This is a genomic window from Campylobacter concisus, from assembly GCF_002913765.1.
In the GTDB taxonomy this organism is placed as follows: domain Bacteria; phylum Campylobacterota; class Campylobacteria; order Campylobacterales; family Campylobacteraceae; genus Campylobacter_A; species Campylobacter_A concisus_BB.
Window position 1 is genome coordinate 305,494 of sequence record NZ_PPCH01000025.1, and the last position, 18,236, is coordinate 323,729.

An 18,236-nucleotide genomic window follows, 5' to 3' on the forward strand; every position below is an offset into this window, starting at 1 on the left:
TATGAATTTAATAAATGATGTGATAAAAATAGAGGAATTCTTTTTTAGCAATATATGTGAAATTGCTTACGACTACGAAAATGCTATAAAGAAGATCGCGGTATTGAAAGCCAAGGGGCAAGTTATTGTCGGTGGTGATGTAATAAAGTATGATGGGCAAGCAGCTGAATATACTTATGATAATTGGAGCTTTAATTCTGAAGAATATACATATGATCTACATGAGTATTCTGCTAAAAAAGCAATTGATTACATAGAAAAATATCATAATATAGATAAAGACTGCTTTTATACTATATATACATCTGGTATGTTGTAGAAAATAATGTTGTTGAGTTTATAAATCATATACAGTAAAAGCAAGGACAAATAAGATGTTTAAACGTATAGGCTGGTCTTTTATAGGATTTATGTGTCTACTTTACTGTATCTCTATGCTAGCTAACAAAAATGTAAAAGTAGGTGAGAAGTTTTTTAAATTCGATGATGCTGGCAATTTGTATTTGCTACCAGCACTTAGTTTTTTACTGTTAGGCATTTATGGCTTTTGGATGGCATTTAGATCATATAAAAACGAAAAGCCAAATTTAAAATACATGTGGTGCAAAAAATGTAGAGAATTTTATTCACTGGGTAGCAAGAAATGTAGGCAATGTGGTGGAAATTTAAAAAAATACTATGTTAAGAATAAAGACAAAACCAAATACCTCAAAGATGAAAAAGATAAATGGTCAAATTTTATAATGTGGATATTGGCATTTGCCATTGTTTGGGTTTTAATAATGTTTGTAGGTAGATAATATAAGTAGAAAATATGTTTAAACGCATAGGCTGGTCTTTTATAGGATTTATGTGCTTGCTTGACTGTATATCCATGCTAATACATAAAAATGTAAAAATAGGCGAGAAGTTTTTTAAATTTGATGATGCTGGTAATTTATATCTTTTGCCAGCTTTTAGTTTTTTATTTTTGGGCATATATAGCTTTTGGATGGCTTTTAGAAAAGAGCCACCAGTCGTGCAAAGGCTAGAGGGCATGTGGTGCCCTGACTGCATGAAATTTTATAATATAGGTGAAACTACATGTGAAAAGTGCGGACAAGAGCTACTAAAATGCTATAACACGCACTATGAAACAAGGCCAAAACCAAAAACTGAGCCGCTGTTTAGATCAAAGCCTAGAAATAAAAAGCGAAAGCTAAAGAGATAGGAAAGCAATAGTGATCGAGAGGATGTTATAGTAAAGCGAAAGAGAATAGATGAAATTTAGAAATTTTATATTATTTATAATCACTCCGTTTGATGTATTGGTTGCTACTTTAAAACCGCAACTTACGAAATATTTATTTATTATCTTATTTTTGTCTGGATGCGGTATTGTTACGAGTGTAGATGATGACAATAAAGAATCTAAAATTTTGAGTGTAGATCAAAGAATATCTACCAAAGAGGGATTGCTCTCTTTGATGGCACCTATACATAAGGATATAGGCGTTTTTTATGGAGTATATAAAGTAGAGGAAGGCATGGCGTTGACTTGGGCTATAAAAAATATGATGGCTTCAAAGCTTATTATTTCGACAGAGTCTTATCCTGGGCATACTTTTGAATCTGCAAAATATCTCAATCCAAAAAATCTTAAAATTTTTGAAGAAGAGACAAAAACTAAAGAGAGTTTTTACAATACTACTACTAGTGCTATATATAAAAAAGCATATCTTGATTATATAGATGGAGTTAAATGCAGGACATTTGTCCATGCGGATTTGAGACAGATTTATCAAAATGTAATAGATGGTGAAAAGACATATACACAATACTATGATACATATTGTTCATTTTATCAGCCAAAAAACATTAAAAAACCAACAAATATGGTTAGACTACAATATGAATATAGTTTTAATCGCAAATCAAAAGCTTTTACAGATAGCAACAAAACAGAGCAGGAAGTCTTAAATGATATACACAATATATTTAGGCAAGACATACAAGCAATATTTTCTACCATAAAGCTTGGCATGGATAGAGAGAAGATGAGAAAAGAAGGGCTTTTGTTTGATAAACCATATAGGGTTCAGTTTTAGATAAAATTACAACTGCAAACTATATGCAAAGAATTTGATAAAAATAGTGGCTATACATAAAGGAGTGTAGTAAGGTGAAGATACTAATAATTTCATTTTTAATAGCTTTCATAACAGGATGTAGTTTTGATAATACATATAAAAGTGATATATATGATCGCGACTATATAAAAATGGATGCAAACACTACACTTTATAGCTCAAATAAAACATTTTCAGTAAAGGAGCCGATAAATAGAGGCATCTTATTTGAGGGTTTAGACAAATATGATGATTTTACAGTGTTGCAGCGCCGTATCATCGGAGAGATAGTTGAGATATTTTATCTTGAAATAGATAAGATAGATACATTCGATGGAGAAAAGTATCTTGACTTGGAAAATATAAATTCTTTTGAGCTAAATACTAATAATCCAAATATAAAATATAAAAATGAAACATTTGGACAGTATTATGATAGGGCTTTTGTCAATATCATAGATGGTATAAAATGCAGAAGCTTTCCTAAAGAACTAAATAAAAAATATAATCACCAAAACAAGGGCGATGGCATAATTCAGACACAAGAGTATGAGACATATTGTAGCTTTTATGGTGCCAATGGTGTGCCAAAGGTGCTTCGTATAAGATCTGAGTATAGTTTTAACTTATCAAGTGAGGCATTTAAAAAAAGCACCCTCTCAGAAAAAGAAAAGTTAAATAAAATAACAAGACAATTTAGGCAAGATGCGGAAGAAATTTTTTCTAATATAAAAATCAATATGGATAGACAAAAGATGCGTCAGCATGGGTTATTATTTAAAACAAAATCAGAGGAGATAAAATGGAAATAAAAAAATTAATCATGTTTGCTTTGTTGGCATTTGTTTTTACAGCTTGCGCAGAAAAAGAATATATATGTCAAGACCATGAAAAAGATGGCGCAGTATGTGGCTATAGACCATAAGTAGCCATAAATATTTAGAAACATAGAATTTAAATTTACAGGACGGACTCAATAAATCCTTGTTTGCATGGAAAGTTAGACAAAAAGCAGATATGACAGATCGTATAAATGTGTTAAATATTCCTAAATTATTTATGGATGGCTCACCACACAGTTCTTATGTGTGTCAAGATTATGAAAAAGATGGTGCTATATGTGGTGTAAATTTCCAGTAGTAAAGCTTATTGTTATAACTTTTATTGTGCTCTTTTCCGGTTGTTATGATATTCCAAATATAACTACAAAGCATCTTAAGCCAGGTATTATGCTTTCATCTTTTCAAGATGAAAGCTTTACCTATGTGCTTCCAAGTAGTTTTACTGATATTGACTGGTATTATTTTCTAGATGAAAAAAATGGCAGAAATGTTTTTGAACGTAATTTGCCGTCTATGTTTAATGAAAAATTTCAGATCAATACTTACAGATATAAAGAAAGAAATATGTCACGAAGTAAGTTAGAAATTCGCAAAGATAGAGAAGAAAGCATTGATAGGAGTATTTATGATATTTTAATGGGTTGGCAACCTTATGAAAAAGGATTCTTTACATATATTGATGGCATAAAGTGTGAAGCAGATTTTTTGATAAGCTCAATAACTCAAATTGGCTCTGCAAACTATGGCATTGATTGTCTTTATTATGATACTAGTGGTGCTGTATCAACTTTAGTTGTTGGAGGCACTTTTAGATTATTTTTTGATCCAGTTAAACATAAAAACTATAAAGCAGAAGATATGGCAATACTATTTAAAAATGATATGAGTGAATTTTTAAAATCGATAAAATTAAAAAATATGGATAGGGAAAGAATGAAAAAAGAGGGCTTGCTTTTTGACAGAATATATAACCCTAGGGATGAATTTGATGAAATAATCTATGAGTGGTTTGATCCAAATAAATTTGACTGTACAAAGTACCAAAAAGAATATCAGATCTGCAAAAAATCACATCTTTGGAAAGAAATACGTAAAAATAAAAAATTTTTTGATGAGAAATACTATGAAACAGAAAGAAAGATAAGAGGTTAAGATGCTTAAATATAAAAAATTTATTTTTCTTTTTGTAGCTTTTTTGTTTATTGGTTGTTTTTCAGATAGCGGGCTTCAAGTAAATGAACGAAATGTAATATATAGCTATGATAGAAATTTAAAGGCCTATGCACCAGAAGCAAGAGGAGATAAAGTAAGGCTAGATACCGAAGGGCTAAAAAAATTTATAATAAACAAGATAGGACAAAACTTTGAATATAAAATCAGTGTCTATACCAAAGATGCTGATCATAGCGATGTAATAAAAGCAACAAACAAAGAGGAGAGAATGCAAGATAGAATGGAGTATTTCAAATCTCATGGCAAGATATTCTCTCTTAAATCAAATAGATACATTAAACTAAGCGATGAGTATATATCAAATTTATTATGTCTTGCAAAGACAAATATTAACAGTAGTACCTATGTGAATATTGAATATACTTGCCCCTTTTATAGCAAAAATGGTAAGAAGAAATTTCTAATAGCAAAGACGTCATTATCGGATTATGCAAGAGATAAAACTATAAAAACTAAAGAAGAGTTATATGAGTATAAGATAACTCAGGCTTATAGTACCATTAAACAAGATATTAAAGTAGTAGCTGACTCTCTTTGGATAGATGAGATGGATATTGAAAGAATGAAAAGAGATGGTTTACTACACGAAAATGCCAAATATGGTACTCAAGACGAAAATGCTGTCGAGTGGTTTAATCCGGACTTCTTTGAATGCAAAACCATGAACGAAAAAAATCAAATTTGTGATGATAGGCTAAAGTTTAAAACTATACGAGATGAGTTATCAAAAGAAAATTAGGTGAGACAAAAAGTTATATATATGGAAAGAAATTTAGAATTTCAAGACAATAAAACTAGCATTTTATTAGACTTGGTGTATTTTAAAAACAACATAGATACATTAAAAAACATGTTATCCCAGATTGGTTTTGATAGCGAAACTGAGCTAGCTTCTATGTCAAGAGATGATATAGCAGAAATTTTGCAAAGAAGCTTGGATAAAAAGATATCTTTTTTAGAGATTGAAGAGTGGGCAAATTTGATAGAATGTCGTGAAGATATAGACTTTGAAGATGAAAAAACACAAGAAATGATCTTTAAACTAGCAAATCCTTATTTGTATGGAAAGTTAGATGAAAAGCAGGTGCTAAGCTATCTAAACGAATTAAAGGGAGTAGATGGATAGTAGTGATGCTTGCTTGTCAAAGATGGGATTTAAGATTAAAAAGTTGATCTATTGAGGCATTATTGATGAGTTGAAGAGTGGCTGTGATAGCTTTTAAAAGGTAATATGGATAAGGGTATATATTAGTTACGTAGAAATATATTATCCTTTTAGTATGTACTATCACGAAATAAAAGGATACATTAAAAGTGGGCAAAAAGATGAATGATAGGCTAAAACACATGATCATCCTGGGAAATTTTTTGGTTATATACTCTGGGATTATAATGGTATATCTTGGCTATTCCTATAATATTTCTCTACTATTATTTTGTTTGTTTAATTTAATTATTTTATTAAAAATATTTTATATTATAAATTTTAGAGACGAGCCACTAAAAATTGTTACAGTTTTTCTTAGCATACTCTTGTTTGCTGTTTTTATGGTTATTTTTGTATTTGCAGAAAGACTGATAATGAATGCAATTTTGTGCGGTATGGATGGGTATGGGTATTTGCGTAGACATGGCTATATAGATTGTAGTTGTGCAGATCTATCACCAGGTGATCATCTTTTTTGGGATATTTTGTCAACTTTGTATTATCCGATATACATATTTATATTCATCAAACCTTTTGTAGGATATTTAAAAAAGAGCACACAAATATCTAAAAAAACATTATAAAATCAAAATTTATATAGAAATAGTAGAAAGTTAAAGCAAGAAAGTAGATAAAAATGAAAAATAATTTGTTAATACTTTTAAAAGTTTGGCTGCTGCTATTTCTTGTCTATCTTATTTTTAGGATATTTATTTATTTTTTTGGTGAACAAAGGCTGTATATGTTGATTTTGTGCCCTATTCTGTTTAACGGATATTATGTGATAAAAAATGGCATTAAAAGAAGTGACATAACTTTGTATAAAATAAAAAACGATCAAGTAAAAAATAATGGATTTGTAGCATTTGTATGGCTTGTTTTTTGTACTTTTGTATTAGTATTTTGGATAGTTGTCAAGTGAAATATGTCAAATGATTTTTGTACTAGCATGGAATTTGGCAATATTTATATCGTATTTTTGAGCAATTGCTACCATCCAAAGAGGATATAATGACAAGAAAATACAAGGTTCTACAAGTTTGCAAAATTTCATTGGGCAAACTGTGGTTTTCGTAATGTAGTAAAGATAAGACTATTGGTGGCAATGGTAATGAATGAGTTTTTTAGTGCTTTCTGGCGAGAATTTCAATATAAAATTGTAGATTTGATCGTATATATGACTAATCAGTATCCAATTGTGGCTTGGACTATCTTATATTTTCTTGGTTTGCCTGTGTTGTATTTTAGTTTCAAGTTTATTTGTCATAGCTTTATAATTTATAGCAGAAATAAAAGTATAAAAATTTTAAAAACAAATATTTTACTTTTAATTTCTATTGTTATTGTTTTTTACTTTCTCGTTAAATTTACAATTTATAAATCATATGGCTATTTAATCTATTTGTGTATTTTTACATGGATTTCTGCCGTTGGTGTGATTATTTGGGCTTTATGGCCTGAAAAATTTGCACCAAATAAACCACAAGACAAAAAACGAAAAAAACAAAAGAAGATAAAAATTAAATTTGAAAAAAAGAATTCGCTTAATTTTACAAATGTAAAGCTAAAGAACAAACAATGCAGCAGTGGTGATGATACGGTGACATGATCCATTAATTAAAAACTATATAATAAGACTGATTGAGTCAATAAAAAAAGAAAGGGTGCTTGTTGGAAATCATTATGAAGTTACACAAGATGGGCTTTTGGCTGTTGGAAAAAACGCATTGCAACGATCAGGTATAAAAACTATCTCAAAACAGGAATTTAAGAAAGCTAGCGATTTAAGCATGATAAATTATGCGCGATGGGGAGAAGATTTTATTACAAGTTATGCCCCGACCGGGATACCAGAAGCTACTTGGGCTGGCATTGGTGGCTGGATTGCTTCTGACCCAAGAGAACAGATAAAAGATACTTATTATTTTTTTAAAAAAGGCATAATAAATACTATAAATTCAATACAAGAAATTAATACAAAAGAGAGAAAGTAGTGGATAGAATTTTTGCGTTTTTTGTGGGTGTTATGTGTTTTTTGCATGTGTTTAGTCTGCTTGTTAATCAAAGCGTAAAGATAGGTGAAAAATTTATCGATTTTAGAAATATGGGGGATTGGTATCTTCTATCAGTACTTGCATTTTTTATTTTAGGCTGTATTGGATTTTATTTTGCCTTGCGTTCCACAAAAAACATCAAAAAATACCCAGAGTATTTAGTATGTCTTAAATGTAAAACTACTTGGTGGTTTGGGCATTTACGCGATAAAAGTAAATGCAATTTTTGTGGTGGCGAGGTGATGGATGCAAGTAAATATGGCGACTATATAAGAAAATTAGAATTTTTAGAAAAAAGGAAAAAAGGACCCAAAAGAAGAAGCGTTAGGAATAAACGAAAAAAAGATAAAGGTAACGTTGATGATTGATGTAAATTTACGAGTAAATAGGCTTAGGCCATGATTAAAATACGGATCGTGATAGCAATATTTTTTACATTGTTATCATCTTTAAATTTATATAAATTATTAACAGAAGAGGGTTATAAAGGCGGAAAAGTATATGTAGTATCAAGTGCGCAGTCTATAACCATGCAGATAATTTTAATCATTTTGCTGATCGCATATACGATATATTTGATAAGGCTAAATTCTAAAATACCAGAATTTACAAAGTGTTCAAAGTGTAAAAATAGTTATAATTACGCTGATACTAAAAATGGCAAATGCTCTAAATGTAATGTTGAAGTAATAGAAGTTGAAAAATATTATAGGTATTTTCCAGATGAGTTGAAAAATTTAGAAAAAGATAAAAATGATTAAATATTGTCTTGCTTTGGTTATGATTATTGCTGGATTTAAAGTGTTGTTTGTTAAGCAATTTTGGTCGCAAGGGGCTTTTCATGATTTTTCAAATCCACTATTATACATACCAATAAGTGGCTTTTTGATTATTGGTGGATGTTTATTAATATTGAATAAAAGAAAAGAAAAATGACTATCTCAAAACAGGAATTTAAGAAAATTACAAATAGCATTTTTGAAAAATATTACTGGATGGTCGTAGCACTAGATTGGAATTATTGGAAGCTGGTTAATTGGAATTAAAAGCTTTTTAGATTTTATGGAAAATAAATGAAATATGTACTTTATATTTTTTCAATAATTTTGTTTATCCATGGTGTTTTATTAGCCTTTGGAATATCCGTTTATGGTGCAAGACAAAAACTTGAGCCAAACATGGAAAATATATGTTTTTGCTTTATATTTTCTATAATATGTTTTATTTTTGCTAGAAATAAGAAGATACTGGATTTTTTTGAAACCATCAATGGTATAAATGGTAAAAGCAAAAAATAGAAATAATTAAATTTATATTTTTATAAATAGAGCAACTGAGGTTAAATTTGCAAAAATATGTTTAATGATAATACAGTCTTTGTTTAACAGGATATAGCAATATAAAAGAGACACTTGGAATAGAAAATGAACGCTAAATTTGGATTTATCTTTTTAGGTTGTATCTTTCTTTTGGAAGCCATTTGGGCTTTATTTGGTGGCAAAATTTATTTTAGATTTCATGGTTGGCAAACAATTGATGAAAAAAATATTTTTGGATTTTTCATTGTTGGGTTATTTTTTATATGTTTAGGATTTTTCTACAAATCCAAAGAATAAGTCAAATTTAAAGATGCAAATTTAGAAAACAGCAAAAACAATAACAACAAATTCAAGGAATATAAATTTTGCTATGTCTTTATTGGTTTTGGATTTTTATTTATATCTATTAGGATATTTGCGAACAAAAAATTTGAAAGATTTGCAATTGAACATGATTTTTCCAGTTTGGGTGATACTTATGTCATTCCGGCTATTATCGGCCTGGCAGCTAGTTTTGCATTTTCTATCTTGCTTTTCGCTTCACAAAAAAACATCAAAAAATGCCCGAGTAATGCAAATTTTCATTTTATAACACCAAAATCCAAAAAGAGAAATCGAAAAAAACAAGAATTTGCTAAAGGTTAAAAATGTAAAATTAAAGGATAAAAGCAAAATGTTGGTGGATTTTGAGCTAATGGGTAAGGTTTGGAGTAACCCATTTTCAGCTTACAAAGTAGCAGGATAATAAGTGGAAGTAATATCGATTTTTTTAATATCAAATTTAGTGCTTTATTTAATACTATATATAAGTAAGCGATTTATGCTAAATTTCATATATAAATTTCTGAGATTTTTATCTATTTTATGTATTTTTATAGGTTTTGCCATACTTGTCTATTTTGCTTGCCATATTGTCTATTATCACAACAATTGGTCAGAAATGAGAACTGGAATATTCATGGCTGTGATAGTTGTTTTTTTTATGAATATGATCTGGCCAGCCATTATATTGATAGATTGGCAAAATAATCCTAAGCACTTTTCTGGCTATTATCAACTATTTTTGAATATATTTCTGATAGTGACTGTTTTTTTGATGGGAGATAACGTTGGCTTTTAATAATATTGGTCTAATTTTCGGATCTATTGCAAGTTTTATATTTTTGATTTTTTGGCTAAAAGAGTCTAAAAACAAGGGCATAAAGTTTATTATTAGGTATTTTTTCGTTTTTCTTGGTGCTATAATGATCATCCTGACAAATTTTATAAACATTCCTCAATTTTTTGCATACGACCTAGGTGATAGAAATTTACTCTATATCGCATATGCTTGTTTGTGTCTTCAGCTCATAGTTGATATTTGCTATGTTATTTGTGCTATTTTTCGTAAAGATAAACAAATTGATGTATGAATATAAATAATACTTTTTGATGTATGAATATAAATAATACTTTTATGGGCCTTAAGCTGGTGGATTCGAGGGGCAATAACAAAAATAGAAATTCTGGAACAAGCGGAGAGTCTTTAAAGTAGGCTAAAAAGATGTAAAAATTAGTTATTGCTCAAAGTGATAGAAATTTGTATCAACAAAAGCACTGGCGTTTTATATAGTCTTGATGAATTACATAACACTTGGGAACATATTGATAATAAAAGTAGGCATTTGTGAGAGGCTAATGGGTAGGGGTGCAAAAAATGAAATCTAAGCCAAAAACTAATATTTGCGTTATTTATTATAATAAAGTTGATGATAGTTTTGTAAAATCTATCCCTATTGAAAATTGTACGTTAAATGATATTGAGAATGTTTTACTAAATATCTATCCAAATGAAAAACATATCCAATTAGATGAAAATGGAAATGAATACCTAAGTGGAGCCTACAATATAACGCCAGAGATAAACAAGATACTGTTTGAAAAATTTGGTATTAAAATAGATATAGAAAATTTCAGTTGCCAATTAGAAGAAGAATATGAGTAGAGCAAACTGGTGCTAGCTATATAAATTTCAAAAACATAACCAATATGAAAGATCTAGTAAAAACCATAACTCATGAAAATCAAAGATCTATGGATATACAAGATCATAGAGATATAAATAAAAATAGAGATGATGATACTAAGTATGCATCAAATTTCTCAGACTTTGCAACTAGATATTTCTCTCATGCTCTATGGCTAAACGATAAATGTTTTTCTAAAACACCTTTAGCAACAGCTGTAACAACAAGCATGATAAACAACAATAGAGAATTTGCAAAGCTGGATAAGAATTTGGGAGCGAATAGGATGCTAACAAACAATGAATATGATCTTGCAATGGAGTTAGCATATAGATATAGTAAAGAAAATAACATACCTTATGCTCAGTCAATAAATCTTTTTATGCTCGCGGCTAAAACAAATGTCGATAAATCACAAAAAGAAGCTTTTGAACATGTTGTATCTATATTAGAAAGCGCCGATGAAAGCGAGGTGCCTGGATATAGTATAGTGTTTGATAGGGATAAAATAGATGAGGCATATAATATATTGGCAACTACTGCTAATGAGAGAAGTCTAAGCTTTAGTGATGTTTATAAAAATAGCATGAAGCGTTATCCTTTATACACTGCAACCAAAGAGCAGTATGAAGATAAACACTGGAATCCAGAGCATACTATAGGAGCGGGAGATGCAAGCGATATACTTATACCATTTGCAAAACCAGTTATCGGTGCTGCAAAGCAACTATCATTAGCTCTATACTCTGGCTCAAGAAATGCGATGAAGACCACATTTGTAGAGATGGAAAAGAGAGTGGCTGAAAAAGTAGCAGCCAATACCCCAAAAGGTGGAACATTAGGTAGTGATGGTATACTAAGACACAATGGCAAAGAGTATGTAGCTCGCAATTTTGATCTATCAGGAAATAAAGTGATATATGAACAAGTAATAAACAAAAAAGGCACTGGAAATTTTAAAACCACCAACGATAAAGGTTATTTTATAACAGTTCGTAAGCCAAAGTTAGCTGCACCAGAAGCTCCAGAAAAGGATATTAAATTCTATGATATCTCAAAAACCCCAGGTATAGTAACAGGTGGCATTATAAGTGCGGGCATAGATACATATTCACAGTATACTAAAAACAACAATAGTTTTAATAACTACGACCCATTATCGGCTGTTATAAATAATGCCGTAGGATTATATACGGGCGGAGCTAGTCATATGCTAAGCGCCATAACAAGAGGTGCTGCTGGAAATGCAGCTAGTGAAATATATTCTCAAGCAACTGATCTTTCAAAAGATATGGATGGAAAAAGAGTGATTATTAAGGGTATAATTGGAGCAGGAATGGGAAGCGCAACAGGTATAGCCGGAAAGATAGGCGAGAAGATACCAAGAGGCAAAGATGGTAACTATAAGACTATATTTGAAGTAGGTACTGGACTAGTAGGTGGCGTAATACAGTCAGATATAGATAATAAACAATGAAGAAATTTGCGATAGTATTCAGTGGCGTTATAGCAATATGCATCGTAGCGCTACTATTTGTAAAGCTATTAAAATACTTTTTTGGAGAAATTTATTTTATAGATGCAATATATGCTATGTGTATATGCGTATCTTTATTTTTTATAGCAAAAAACGGTATCAAAAAGAGTGACCTCACTAGCGATAACATTAAACACATGGAGATAAAGTACGGTAGCGTAGCTTTATTCTATGCAGTTATAGAGTCTATCTTATGGATATTATTAATATACTTAAGAAAATAAATTTACAAGGCAAATTTGGTACAGGTATGGTAATAGGTGCTGGTAATTTACTATCAGCAATAGGTAGAGGCGCTTTTGCTAACTCATCTACTGAGCTATACTCTCAATTTAAAGATAGATCAAAAGATGTGGATAAAGATAGAATTCTTATAAATGCTGGAGTTGGTGGGCTTATAGGTTATGGAGCGAGTTACATGGGAAAAATAGGAGAAAAAATACCTGGCAACTATAAGGCATCTTTTGAAAATTTGACCAATATAATATTTGGTGTAGCGCAAGCACAATTTGATAATATCAACAATAAAAAGTAAATTTATGAAAAAGTTTTTTAAGGAATATTATACTTTACTTTTTTGGGGTATTATTTTTGGTCTTATTTTAAATGGCTTTTTGCGTGTATTAAAATACTTTTTTGGAGAAATTTATTATATAGACGCACTAGGTTTTATCTTGGTATGTTTTTATGGATTTTTTGCAATAAAAAATGATATTAAAAAAAGCGACCTTACCAAGAAGAACCTAGAAAATATAGAGATAAAGTATGGAAGTGTGGCGTTATTTTACATGATTGTAATTCTTTTAATTTGGTTAATGCTAATTTGTATAAGATTTTTTTAAAAACAAATGTGGGGACAATAGTAGAATAAGTTTTATGAAGACCGTATTTAAAGCATTTGGTCTTATATACTAAAGCAAGCAGAGGCACTTTTGTTAACTCATCTACTGAGCTATTCTCAGCTTAAAGATAGCTCAGTAGATGTGGATAAAGATAGAGTGTTTAGTAAATTATTTTTAGGTGGAGCTTTTGGTGCATTCGGCAATATAGCAGGAAATTTTGGTAAAACCATAAAAGTTGGCGATGGGGATTTACAGATTGAGGCCGAAAGTATAATATCAGTTGTTACAGGAACGGGTCAAGCAGTAGCCGATAGCATAAAAAGCAAAAATGACAAAGATAAAAAAGATGACAAAAAATGAAAAAATTTCTAATTATTTTTTTTGGTAGCATATTATGTCTCGGCTTTATAGTAATCCTAAAACTTCTTTTTGGAGAACACTATATTGATGCCATGGCTGTATCGCTAATATTTGCCAATGTATGTTTTATAATAAAAAACGGCATAAAAAAGAGTGACTTTAAAAAAGAATATATACAAAAAATGGAAATAAAAAGAGGTGGTGTTGCTTTAATCCACTCCTTTTTAGTTTTTGTATTTTGGCTTCTTTACAATGCCACAATGGGATAAACATAAAAGTTGGTAATGGGGATTTGAAACAACGTTTAAATCTGTTAAATTTAAGCAAGAGTTAAATGCAAAAATCCAAATGACATCAACAAAGCTAAACCTAAATTCTTTAGAATTTCTCGATTAAAAAGCCATGGGGAGAAATTTAGGAAATGGATATGATAGTAAATAAAAATGATAAGCAGCACCGTCTAACAAATGGACAGTTAGTGGAAAAGTGAAAAATAAATGAATTATTTAATAGGTTTTATTATTTTCGCCGGAGGGCCGTCTATCCTAGTGGATCCGGCCCCACCGATAAATATTTTTGGTCTGCCAAAAGGAGATGTTATCCCTTATGGTCTAAATATACCAGTGGGATCTGTCATGGCGTTGCTTGGCTTGCTTTTTATATATAGGGAGCTAAAAAAGTAGTTGAAGGGCTGCAAATTTGGCTTTTAAAGGCAATGAAAAATGAGTAATTTCTTTATATCTATTGGATTTTTGATAACTGCTATTCAAATTTTTACTAGCAAGAAAATAGCAAGAGCATATGATAGTACCGACTACTCTTTTATGGGAGATTTCTACTTACTTTCTGGTGTGGCGGCATTAGTTGGCGCCATATTATTTTTTTGGCTTGGATATAGGTCTATTAAATTTAAAGATATCAAGAAAGAATTTGAATGCAAATGGTGCAATAGCTGTGGCAAAGCCATTAAAGTTGGTAAAGATACCTCTTGGTGCCCAGATTGTGGCAAGCCGCTAACGAAATTTAATTACAAGTACGATAAAAAAGCACCTAAAAAATAGCGTCATCTTATCAACCGTGCAAATTTCGTATAAATCCATTTAAAATTTAGGCGATATTGCCAAGATAGGAAGTAGTATGGAAAAAAGTCAAAGAATAGCTGCGGGTTGTATATCATTTGTAGAGCTTGTTTTGTGTATGATCTATGGGAAGTACTATATTAGGGGCTGGAGTGAGGCTGATCTTCTCTCGGTCTCCTTTTTTATTTGTATTTTTATCTATTGTGTTGCGCCATTTTTTGTCAAGAATAGCAAAGCAAGTGGCTTAATTAAATTTGACCTTCTGTCGTTCATTGCGTTGCTCTTGATATATCTACTAGGCTTTAGGCTTATCTTGAATATTTTTGATGGCTCTTATATGAAATATATAGCTATTTTTATATTTACTATTTTGGCTGCAAGAGTAATACTAAATTTGTTTGCAAAATATAAAAATAGTTAGCTTTTGTATTAGTGAAGATTTAAGTTTTATAATGTTTTGTATATTTAAACGCATAGGCTGGGGTTTCATAGGATTTATGTGCTTGCTTGACTGTATTTCTATGCTAGCTAACAAAAGTGTAAAAGTTGGTGAGAAGTTTTTTAAATTTGACGATGCTGGTTATTTATACTTACTACCAGCACTTGGTTTTTTGCTGTTAGGTATTTATGGTTTTTGGATAGCTTTTAGAAAAGAACCACCAGTCGTGCAAAGGCTGGAGGGCATGTGGTGCCCCGACTGCATGAAATTTTATCATATAGGTGAAACCACATGTGAAGGGTGCGGACAAGAGCTGCTAAAATGCTATAACACACACTATGAAACAAGACCAAAACCAAAGACCGAGCCTCTGTTTAGATCAAAGCCTAGAAATAAAAAGCGAAAGTTAAAGAGGTAAATTTATAAATTTTGTAATGCAAAAGGGAGCAAGGCAAAAATAATTCAAAGGTAAAGTCATTTTGATTTTTGTTATTCTAGTGCTCTAGCTATCACCGACCAATCGTTTGCAAGCTTTTTAAGGCTAAATTTAGCATTCGCAGGGCTGGTTGATGGTAGTTTTATCACTTCATTTTTTGTTGCTTTTATGATCTCATCTTCTAAGTATTTTTTGCAAATTTCGTAAGCCTTGCCGCCGTTTGCATAGACTTGCGTGATCTTTGCCTCTTTAAATAATGTCTTTAAATTTACAGGCACGATCTTGCCCATTTTTGCGTCGCTTGAGCCCTCTATCTCGCATGATATCGCCGCGTCATATATCGCGATGTGATGAGAGAGTAGAAATTTTATTTTTTCATCCGTGCTTTCTGGCACATCAGCGTGTAATATCCCAGCCAGCACTCGCCAAAAGCGGTTTTGCGGATTTGTATAGTAAAAGCCAAATTTACGAGAGATGACAGAGGGAAATGAGCCAAGGATCAAAATTTTAGAGTTTTTATCAAAGATTGGCTTAAAAGGGTGCGTTTGGCTATTGATCATTTTGCAACGTTTAAACGTATTTTATAAAACTAATTTTACCAAATATTTCTACTACTTAAATTTGGTAAATTTAAGATTAGCCATTAATAATCTTATTGTTTCTTGTAACATCAACAATCAATGGCAAATCGGATTTTAAAGCTTTGCCTGCAACAATTGCGTGATATTTTTTCATAGCCGGCAGAGTCATAGCCATATCTTTACCTATATAGTTGCCTAGAAAATTAAAATTTGTATCATCAAATGCTTGAAAACAAATCATTGTGTTACACTGTGTTAAAATTGTTTTTGAAATATTTGCCGTTCTTTGTCCTATTACCATAAAACCTATATTGTATTTTCTACCCTGTAATGCTATTTGACTTATTGCGTTAATTACGCTTTGCGAAGTTTTATCGTTACTACCGGTAAAATTCCATTCAGGGATTATAGTATGAGCTTCTTCTATAACAATTAAAATTCTCTGCTTTATCTTTTCTGATTTTGCTATCTCGAAAATTTCTTTGAAAAAATATTTTGTATACTCTAAAATAGCTGTTGTATTGACTAAGTCAGGCAACTCAAAAGAACAAATATTTTTATCTTTTGAATTTAAAAAGTTTTTTATGCTTTCACTAAAATTATCTTTTATAGTCTTGCTCCAAGTCTCCATTTTTGACTTTTCTTGTTGGTTTGGAAATTTCTCTCCTTCTAAAATTAGTTTATTTATATTTTCTTGAATCGCTTTTATATTATCGTCAGTAACTATATTGCTTATGTCTTCAAAATCTTGAGTAAATTCTTTATTAAAATCTACACAAACCACCTTAGTATCCTGCAAGAGTTCTCTTATTATTTCTCTTGCTAAAAATGATTTTCCAGAGCCAGTTACCCCTATCAATGCTATATGGTGACTAATTGCATCGTGCAAATTCAAGACTACAGGAATATCTGTTTTGGGCACAACGCCTAATTTGTATTCTGGATATTCAAAATCTTTTTCCTCGGCTACTTCTTTTGCCGTAAATAGCGGAGAATACATATCGGGCACCCAACCGATTTTGTTAAAATTTAATGTATCTTGATTAAATTCTCCGAGTTGCATAGCTTCGGCCTCTATAAAACCCGACTTATTTTTAGTTTCTAAGATGGTGCTTTGCGTGATCGCGTTGACAACCTGATAAAATATAGTTTTTTTGCCTATATTTGTTTTTATTAAATCACCCTCTTCTAAGTCTCTATCTTTTTTTGAATACTCAAATTTGATTTTTAGTATATTTGAATTTTCAGAAACAACTCCAACAAAACTATTTATATTCTCTGCTAAATCACCAAAATTTTCTTTATAGATCAAGTTAGAGTCATAACACTCCAGATCTTTTGCTTCTACAGCCCATATCTTTATCCACCTTTGGTTGTTTAGCTCATAAATATCAAAAATAAAACCTTTATAACAAACACCTTGATTATTTTTAAATTTAATAGTCTCAAACTTTTCAATATTATTTTTGTCTTTGAAAATCTTTGCAAGATAGATTACATTTGACTGGACAGCAAAAATCTCACCTATAACATTAATGTCTTTTTTGCCACTTGATATACCAAATGTCGTGTTTAATGTTTTGGGATTTATAGCCAAAACGAAAAACCAAAATACAAACATAGTTAAAGCGTACTTATGGTCATCGCTATCTCGACCATAATAAATCAAAAGAGTAGAGAAAAAAACAGCCGAATATAAAACTTTACCTTGCCCAAACTTGACTATAATTTCTTTTATAAAATTTGAAATTAAATTAAAGTTATTTTGCTCACTTTTATCTTTTCCAAATTCTGATAAGGCTAAGCATATAACAGCCAAAACAATCATTACACAAATGTAAATAAAAATAACCCACCAAACGAATTTATTGTTGTAGTTTTCATAAATAGCCAAGAATACTAAAAATAATGGAAAAGAATTTGTTAAGACATTTTTAGGCGACGTATAATATGGCTCTATAAATAGCAAAGAGAACAACATCGCCCCCAGTCCAGAATAAAACCATATGTCTTTTGTATCAGTAGTTGGTAAATAGCTGCCTTTTAAAATTGTATGAACTGCTACAAATACCAACATAAACAAAAGAAGGATTATAATTCTATTATTTACTATATTTTTAAACATTAGATTCCTTTTGATCGAGCCATTGCGAAGACAAATTATATCAAAATAAAAAACTAAGAATAAGAAAG

General features: G+C 30.6%; 28 protein-coding genes. 26 read left to right on the plus strand and 2 right to left on the minus strand.

The window, feature by feature from the left end; genetic code table 11:
• The first annotated feature begins 1 nt into the window (after position 1).
• The 26 genes from imm40 to CYO89_RS08450 all read left to right on the plus strand — a co-directional run bounded on the left by imm40 (position 2) and on the right by CYO89_RS08450 (position 15,444).
• Positions 2-319, plus strand: a complete 318-nt coding sequence (gene imm40 / locus CYO89_RS08305; protein ID WP_103597929.1) for an Imm40 family immunity protein — start codon at positions 2-4, stop codon at positions 317-319.
• Positions 320-374: 55 nt separating this feature from the next.
• Positions 375-800, plus strand: coding sequence for a hypothetical protein (locus tag CYO89_RS08310; RefSeq protein ID WP_103597930.1), 426 nt, complete (start codon positions 375-377; stop codon positions 798-800).
• Between the two features lie 14 nt (positions 801-814).
• Positions 815-1,210, plus strand: a complete 396-nt coding sequence (locus CYO89_RS08315) for a hypothetical protein (protein WP_103597931.1) — start codon at positions 815-817, stop codon at positions 1,208-1,210.
• A 49-nt stretch (positions 1,211-1,259) separates the two neighbouring features.
• Positions 1,260-2,087, plus strand: a complete 828-nt coding sequence (locus CYO89_RS08320) for a hypothetical protein (RefSeq protein ID WP_103597932.1) — start codon at positions 1,260-1,262, stop codon at positions 2,085-2,087.
• Positions 2,088-2,161: 74 nt separating this feature from the next.
• On the plus strand, positions 2,162-2,920 hold the full coding sequence (locus CYO89_RS08325; protein WP_103597933.1) for a hypothetical protein: 759 nt from the start codon (positions 2,162-2,164) through the stop codon (positions 2,918-2,920).
• Positions 2,911-3,033, plus strand: a complete 123-nt coding sequence (locus tag CYO89_RS10620) for a hypothetical protein (protein WP_257784944.1) — start codon at positions 2,911-2,913, stop codon at positions 3,031-3,033. The genes CYO89_RS08325 and CYO89_RS10620 overlap by 10 nt, the downstream gene beginning before the upstream one ends.
• A gap of 193 nt (positions 3,034-3,226) precedes the next feature.
• Positions 3,227-4,102 carry a hypothetical protein gene (locus CYO89_RS08330; protein WP_141090731.1) on the plus strand — a complete coding sequence of 292 codons (876 nt, stop codon included), beginning with the start codon at positions 3,227-3,229 and terminating at the stop codon, positions 4,100-4,102.
• Between the two features lies 1 nt (position 4,103).
• Positions 4,104-4,922 (plus strand): hypothetical protein, encoded by an 819-nt coding sequence (locus tag CYO89_RS08335; protein WP_103597935.1) that lies wholly within the window; start codon positions 4,104-4,106, stop codon positions 4,920-4,922.
• Complete coding sequence (locus tag CYO89_RS08340; protein ID WP_103597936.1) at positions 4,923-5,309, plus strand: hypothetical protein; 387 nt, start codon at positions 4,923-4,925, stop codon at positions 5,307-5,309.
• A 1,192-nt stretch (positions 5,310-6,501) separates the two neighbouring features.
• A complete protein-coding gene (locus CYO89_RS08355) occupies positions 6,502-6,999 on the plus strand; it encodes a hypothetical protein (protein ID WP_141090732.1) in 498 nt (165 codons plus the stop codon).
• A gap of 55 nt (positions 7,000-7,054) precedes the next feature.
• Positions 7,055-7,384 carry a hypothetical protein gene (locus CYO89_RS08360; RefSeq protein WP_103597940.1) on the plus strand — a complete coding sequence of 110 codons (330 nt, stop codon included), beginning with the start codon at positions 7,055-7,057 and terminating at the stop codon, positions 7,382-7,384.
• Positions 7,384-7,812 (plus strand): hypothetical protein, encoded by a 429-nt coding sequence (locus CYO89_RS08365; RefSeq protein WP_103597941.1) that lies wholly within the window; start codon positions 7,384-7,386, stop codon positions 7,810-7,812. Before CYO89_RS08360 ends, CYO89_RS08365 begins: the two co-directional genes overlap by 1 nt.
• Before the next feature lie 48 nt (positions 7,813-7,860).
• Positions 7,861-8,205: a hypothetical protein gene (locus tag CYO89_RS08370; protein WP_141090733.1), complete on the plus strand. Its 345-nt coding sequence runs from the start codon at positions 7,861-7,863 to the stop codon at positions 8,203-8,205.
• Positions 8,198-8,380, plus strand: coding sequence for a hypothetical protein (locus tag CYO89_RS08375; RefSeq protein WP_103597943.1), 183 nt, complete (start codon positions 8,198-8,200; stop codon positions 8,378-8,380). Before CYO89_RS08370 ends, CYO89_RS08375 begins: the two co-directional genes overlap by 8 nt.
• Before the next feature lie 137 nt (positions 8,381-8,517).
• On the plus strand, positions 8,518-8,742 hold the full coding sequence (locus tag CYO89_RS08380) for a hypothetical protein (protein ID WP_103597944.1): 225 nt from the start codon (positions 8,518-8,520) through the stop codon (positions 8,740-8,742).
• 126 nt (positions 8,743-8,868) lie between these two features.
• Positions 8,869-9,060 (plus strand): hypothetical protein, encoded by a 192-nt coding sequence (locus tag CYO89_RS08385; RefSeq protein WP_103597945.1) that lies wholly within the window; start codon positions 8,869-8,871, stop codon positions 9,058-9,060.
• Positions 9,061-10,459: 1,399 nt separating this feature from the next.
• The gene (locus CYO89_RS08400; RefSeq protein ID WP_103597948.1) at positions 10,460-10,747 is read left to right on the plus strand and encodes a hypothetical protein; all 288 of its coding nucleotides are present in this window, start codon (positions 10,460-10,462) and stop codon (positions 10,745-10,747) included.
• A 44-nt stretch (positions 10,748-10,791) separates the two neighbouring features.
• Complete coding sequence (locus CYO89_RS08405; protein WP_103597949.1) at positions 10,792-12,246, plus strand: hypothetical protein; 1,455 nt, start codon at positions 10,792-10,794, stop codon at positions 12,244-12,246.
• A 253-nt stretch (positions 12,247-12,499) separates the two neighbouring features.
• Positions 12,500-12,841: a hypothetical protein gene (locus CYO89_RS08415; RefSeq protein WP_103597951.1), complete on the plus strand. Its 342-nt coding sequence runs from the start codon at positions 12,500-12,502 to the stop codon at positions 12,839-12,841.
• A gap of 4 nt (positions 12,842-12,845) precedes the next feature.
• Positions 12,846-13,148: a hypothetical protein gene (locus CYO89_RS08420; protein WP_103597952.1), complete on the plus strand. Its 303-nt coding sequence runs from the start codon at positions 12,846-12,848 to the stop codon at positions 13,146-13,148.
• Positions 13,149-13,238: 90 nt separating this feature from the next.
• On the plus strand, positions 13,239-13,508 hold the full coding sequence (locus CYO89_RS08425; RefSeq protein ID WP_103597953.1) for a hypothetical protein: 270 nt from the start codon (positions 13,239-13,241) through the stop codon (positions 13,506-13,508).
• The gene (locus CYO89_RS08430) at positions 13,505-13,777 is read left to right on the plus strand and encodes a hypothetical protein (RefSeq protein WP_103597954.1); all 273 of its coding nucleotides are present in this window, start codon (positions 13,505-13,507) and stop codon (positions 13,775-13,777) included. The genes CYO89_RS08425 and CYO89_RS08430 overlap by 4 nt, the downstream gene beginning before the upstream one ends.
• A gap of 279 nt (positions 13,778-14,056) precedes the next feature.
• The gene (locus CYO89_RS10625; protein ID WP_258032554.1) at positions 14,057-14,191 is read left to right on the plus strand and encodes a hypothetical protein; all 135 of its coding nucleotides are present in this window, start codon (positions 14,057-14,059) and stop codon (positions 14,189-14,191) included.
• Between the two features lie 39 nt (positions 14,192-14,230).
• Entirely contained in the window at positions 14,231-14,569 is a 339-nt protein-coding gene (locus CYO89_RS08440) for a hypothetical protein (protein ID WP_103597956.1), read from the plus strand.
• Between the two features lie 76 nt (positions 14,570-14,645).
• Positions 14,646-15,008, plus strand: coding sequence for a hypothetical protein (locus CYO89_RS08445; protein WP_103597957.1), 363 nt, complete (start codon positions 14,646-14,648; stop codon positions 15,006-15,008).
• A 31-nt stretch (positions 15,009-15,039) separates the two neighbouring features.
• On the plus strand, positions 15,040-15,444 hold the full coding sequence (locus tag CYO89_RS08450; protein ID WP_141090734.1) for a hypothetical protein: 405 nt from the start codon (positions 15,040-15,042) through the stop codon (positions 15,442-15,444).
• A gap of 71 nt (positions 15,445-15,515) precedes the next feature.
• Here the strand turns inward: CYO89_RS08450 and CYO89_RS08455 are convergent, their stop codons facing one another.
• Together CYO89_RS08455 and CYO89_RS08460 are read right to left on the minus strand one after the other, a co-directional pair.
• Entirely contained in the window at positions 15,516-16,022 is a 507-nt protein-coding gene (locus tag CYO89_RS08455) for a DNA-deoxyinosine glycosylase (RefSeq protein WP_103597959.1), read from the minus strand.
• A 76-nt stretch (positions 16,023-16,098) separates the two neighbouring features.
• Complete coding sequence (locus CYO89_RS08460; protein ID WP_103597960.1) at positions 16,099-18,168, minus strand: helicase HerA domain-containing protein; 2,070 nt, start codon at positions 18,166-18,168, stop codon at positions 16,099-16,101.
• Positions 18,169-18,236 lie beyond the last annotated feature (68 nt).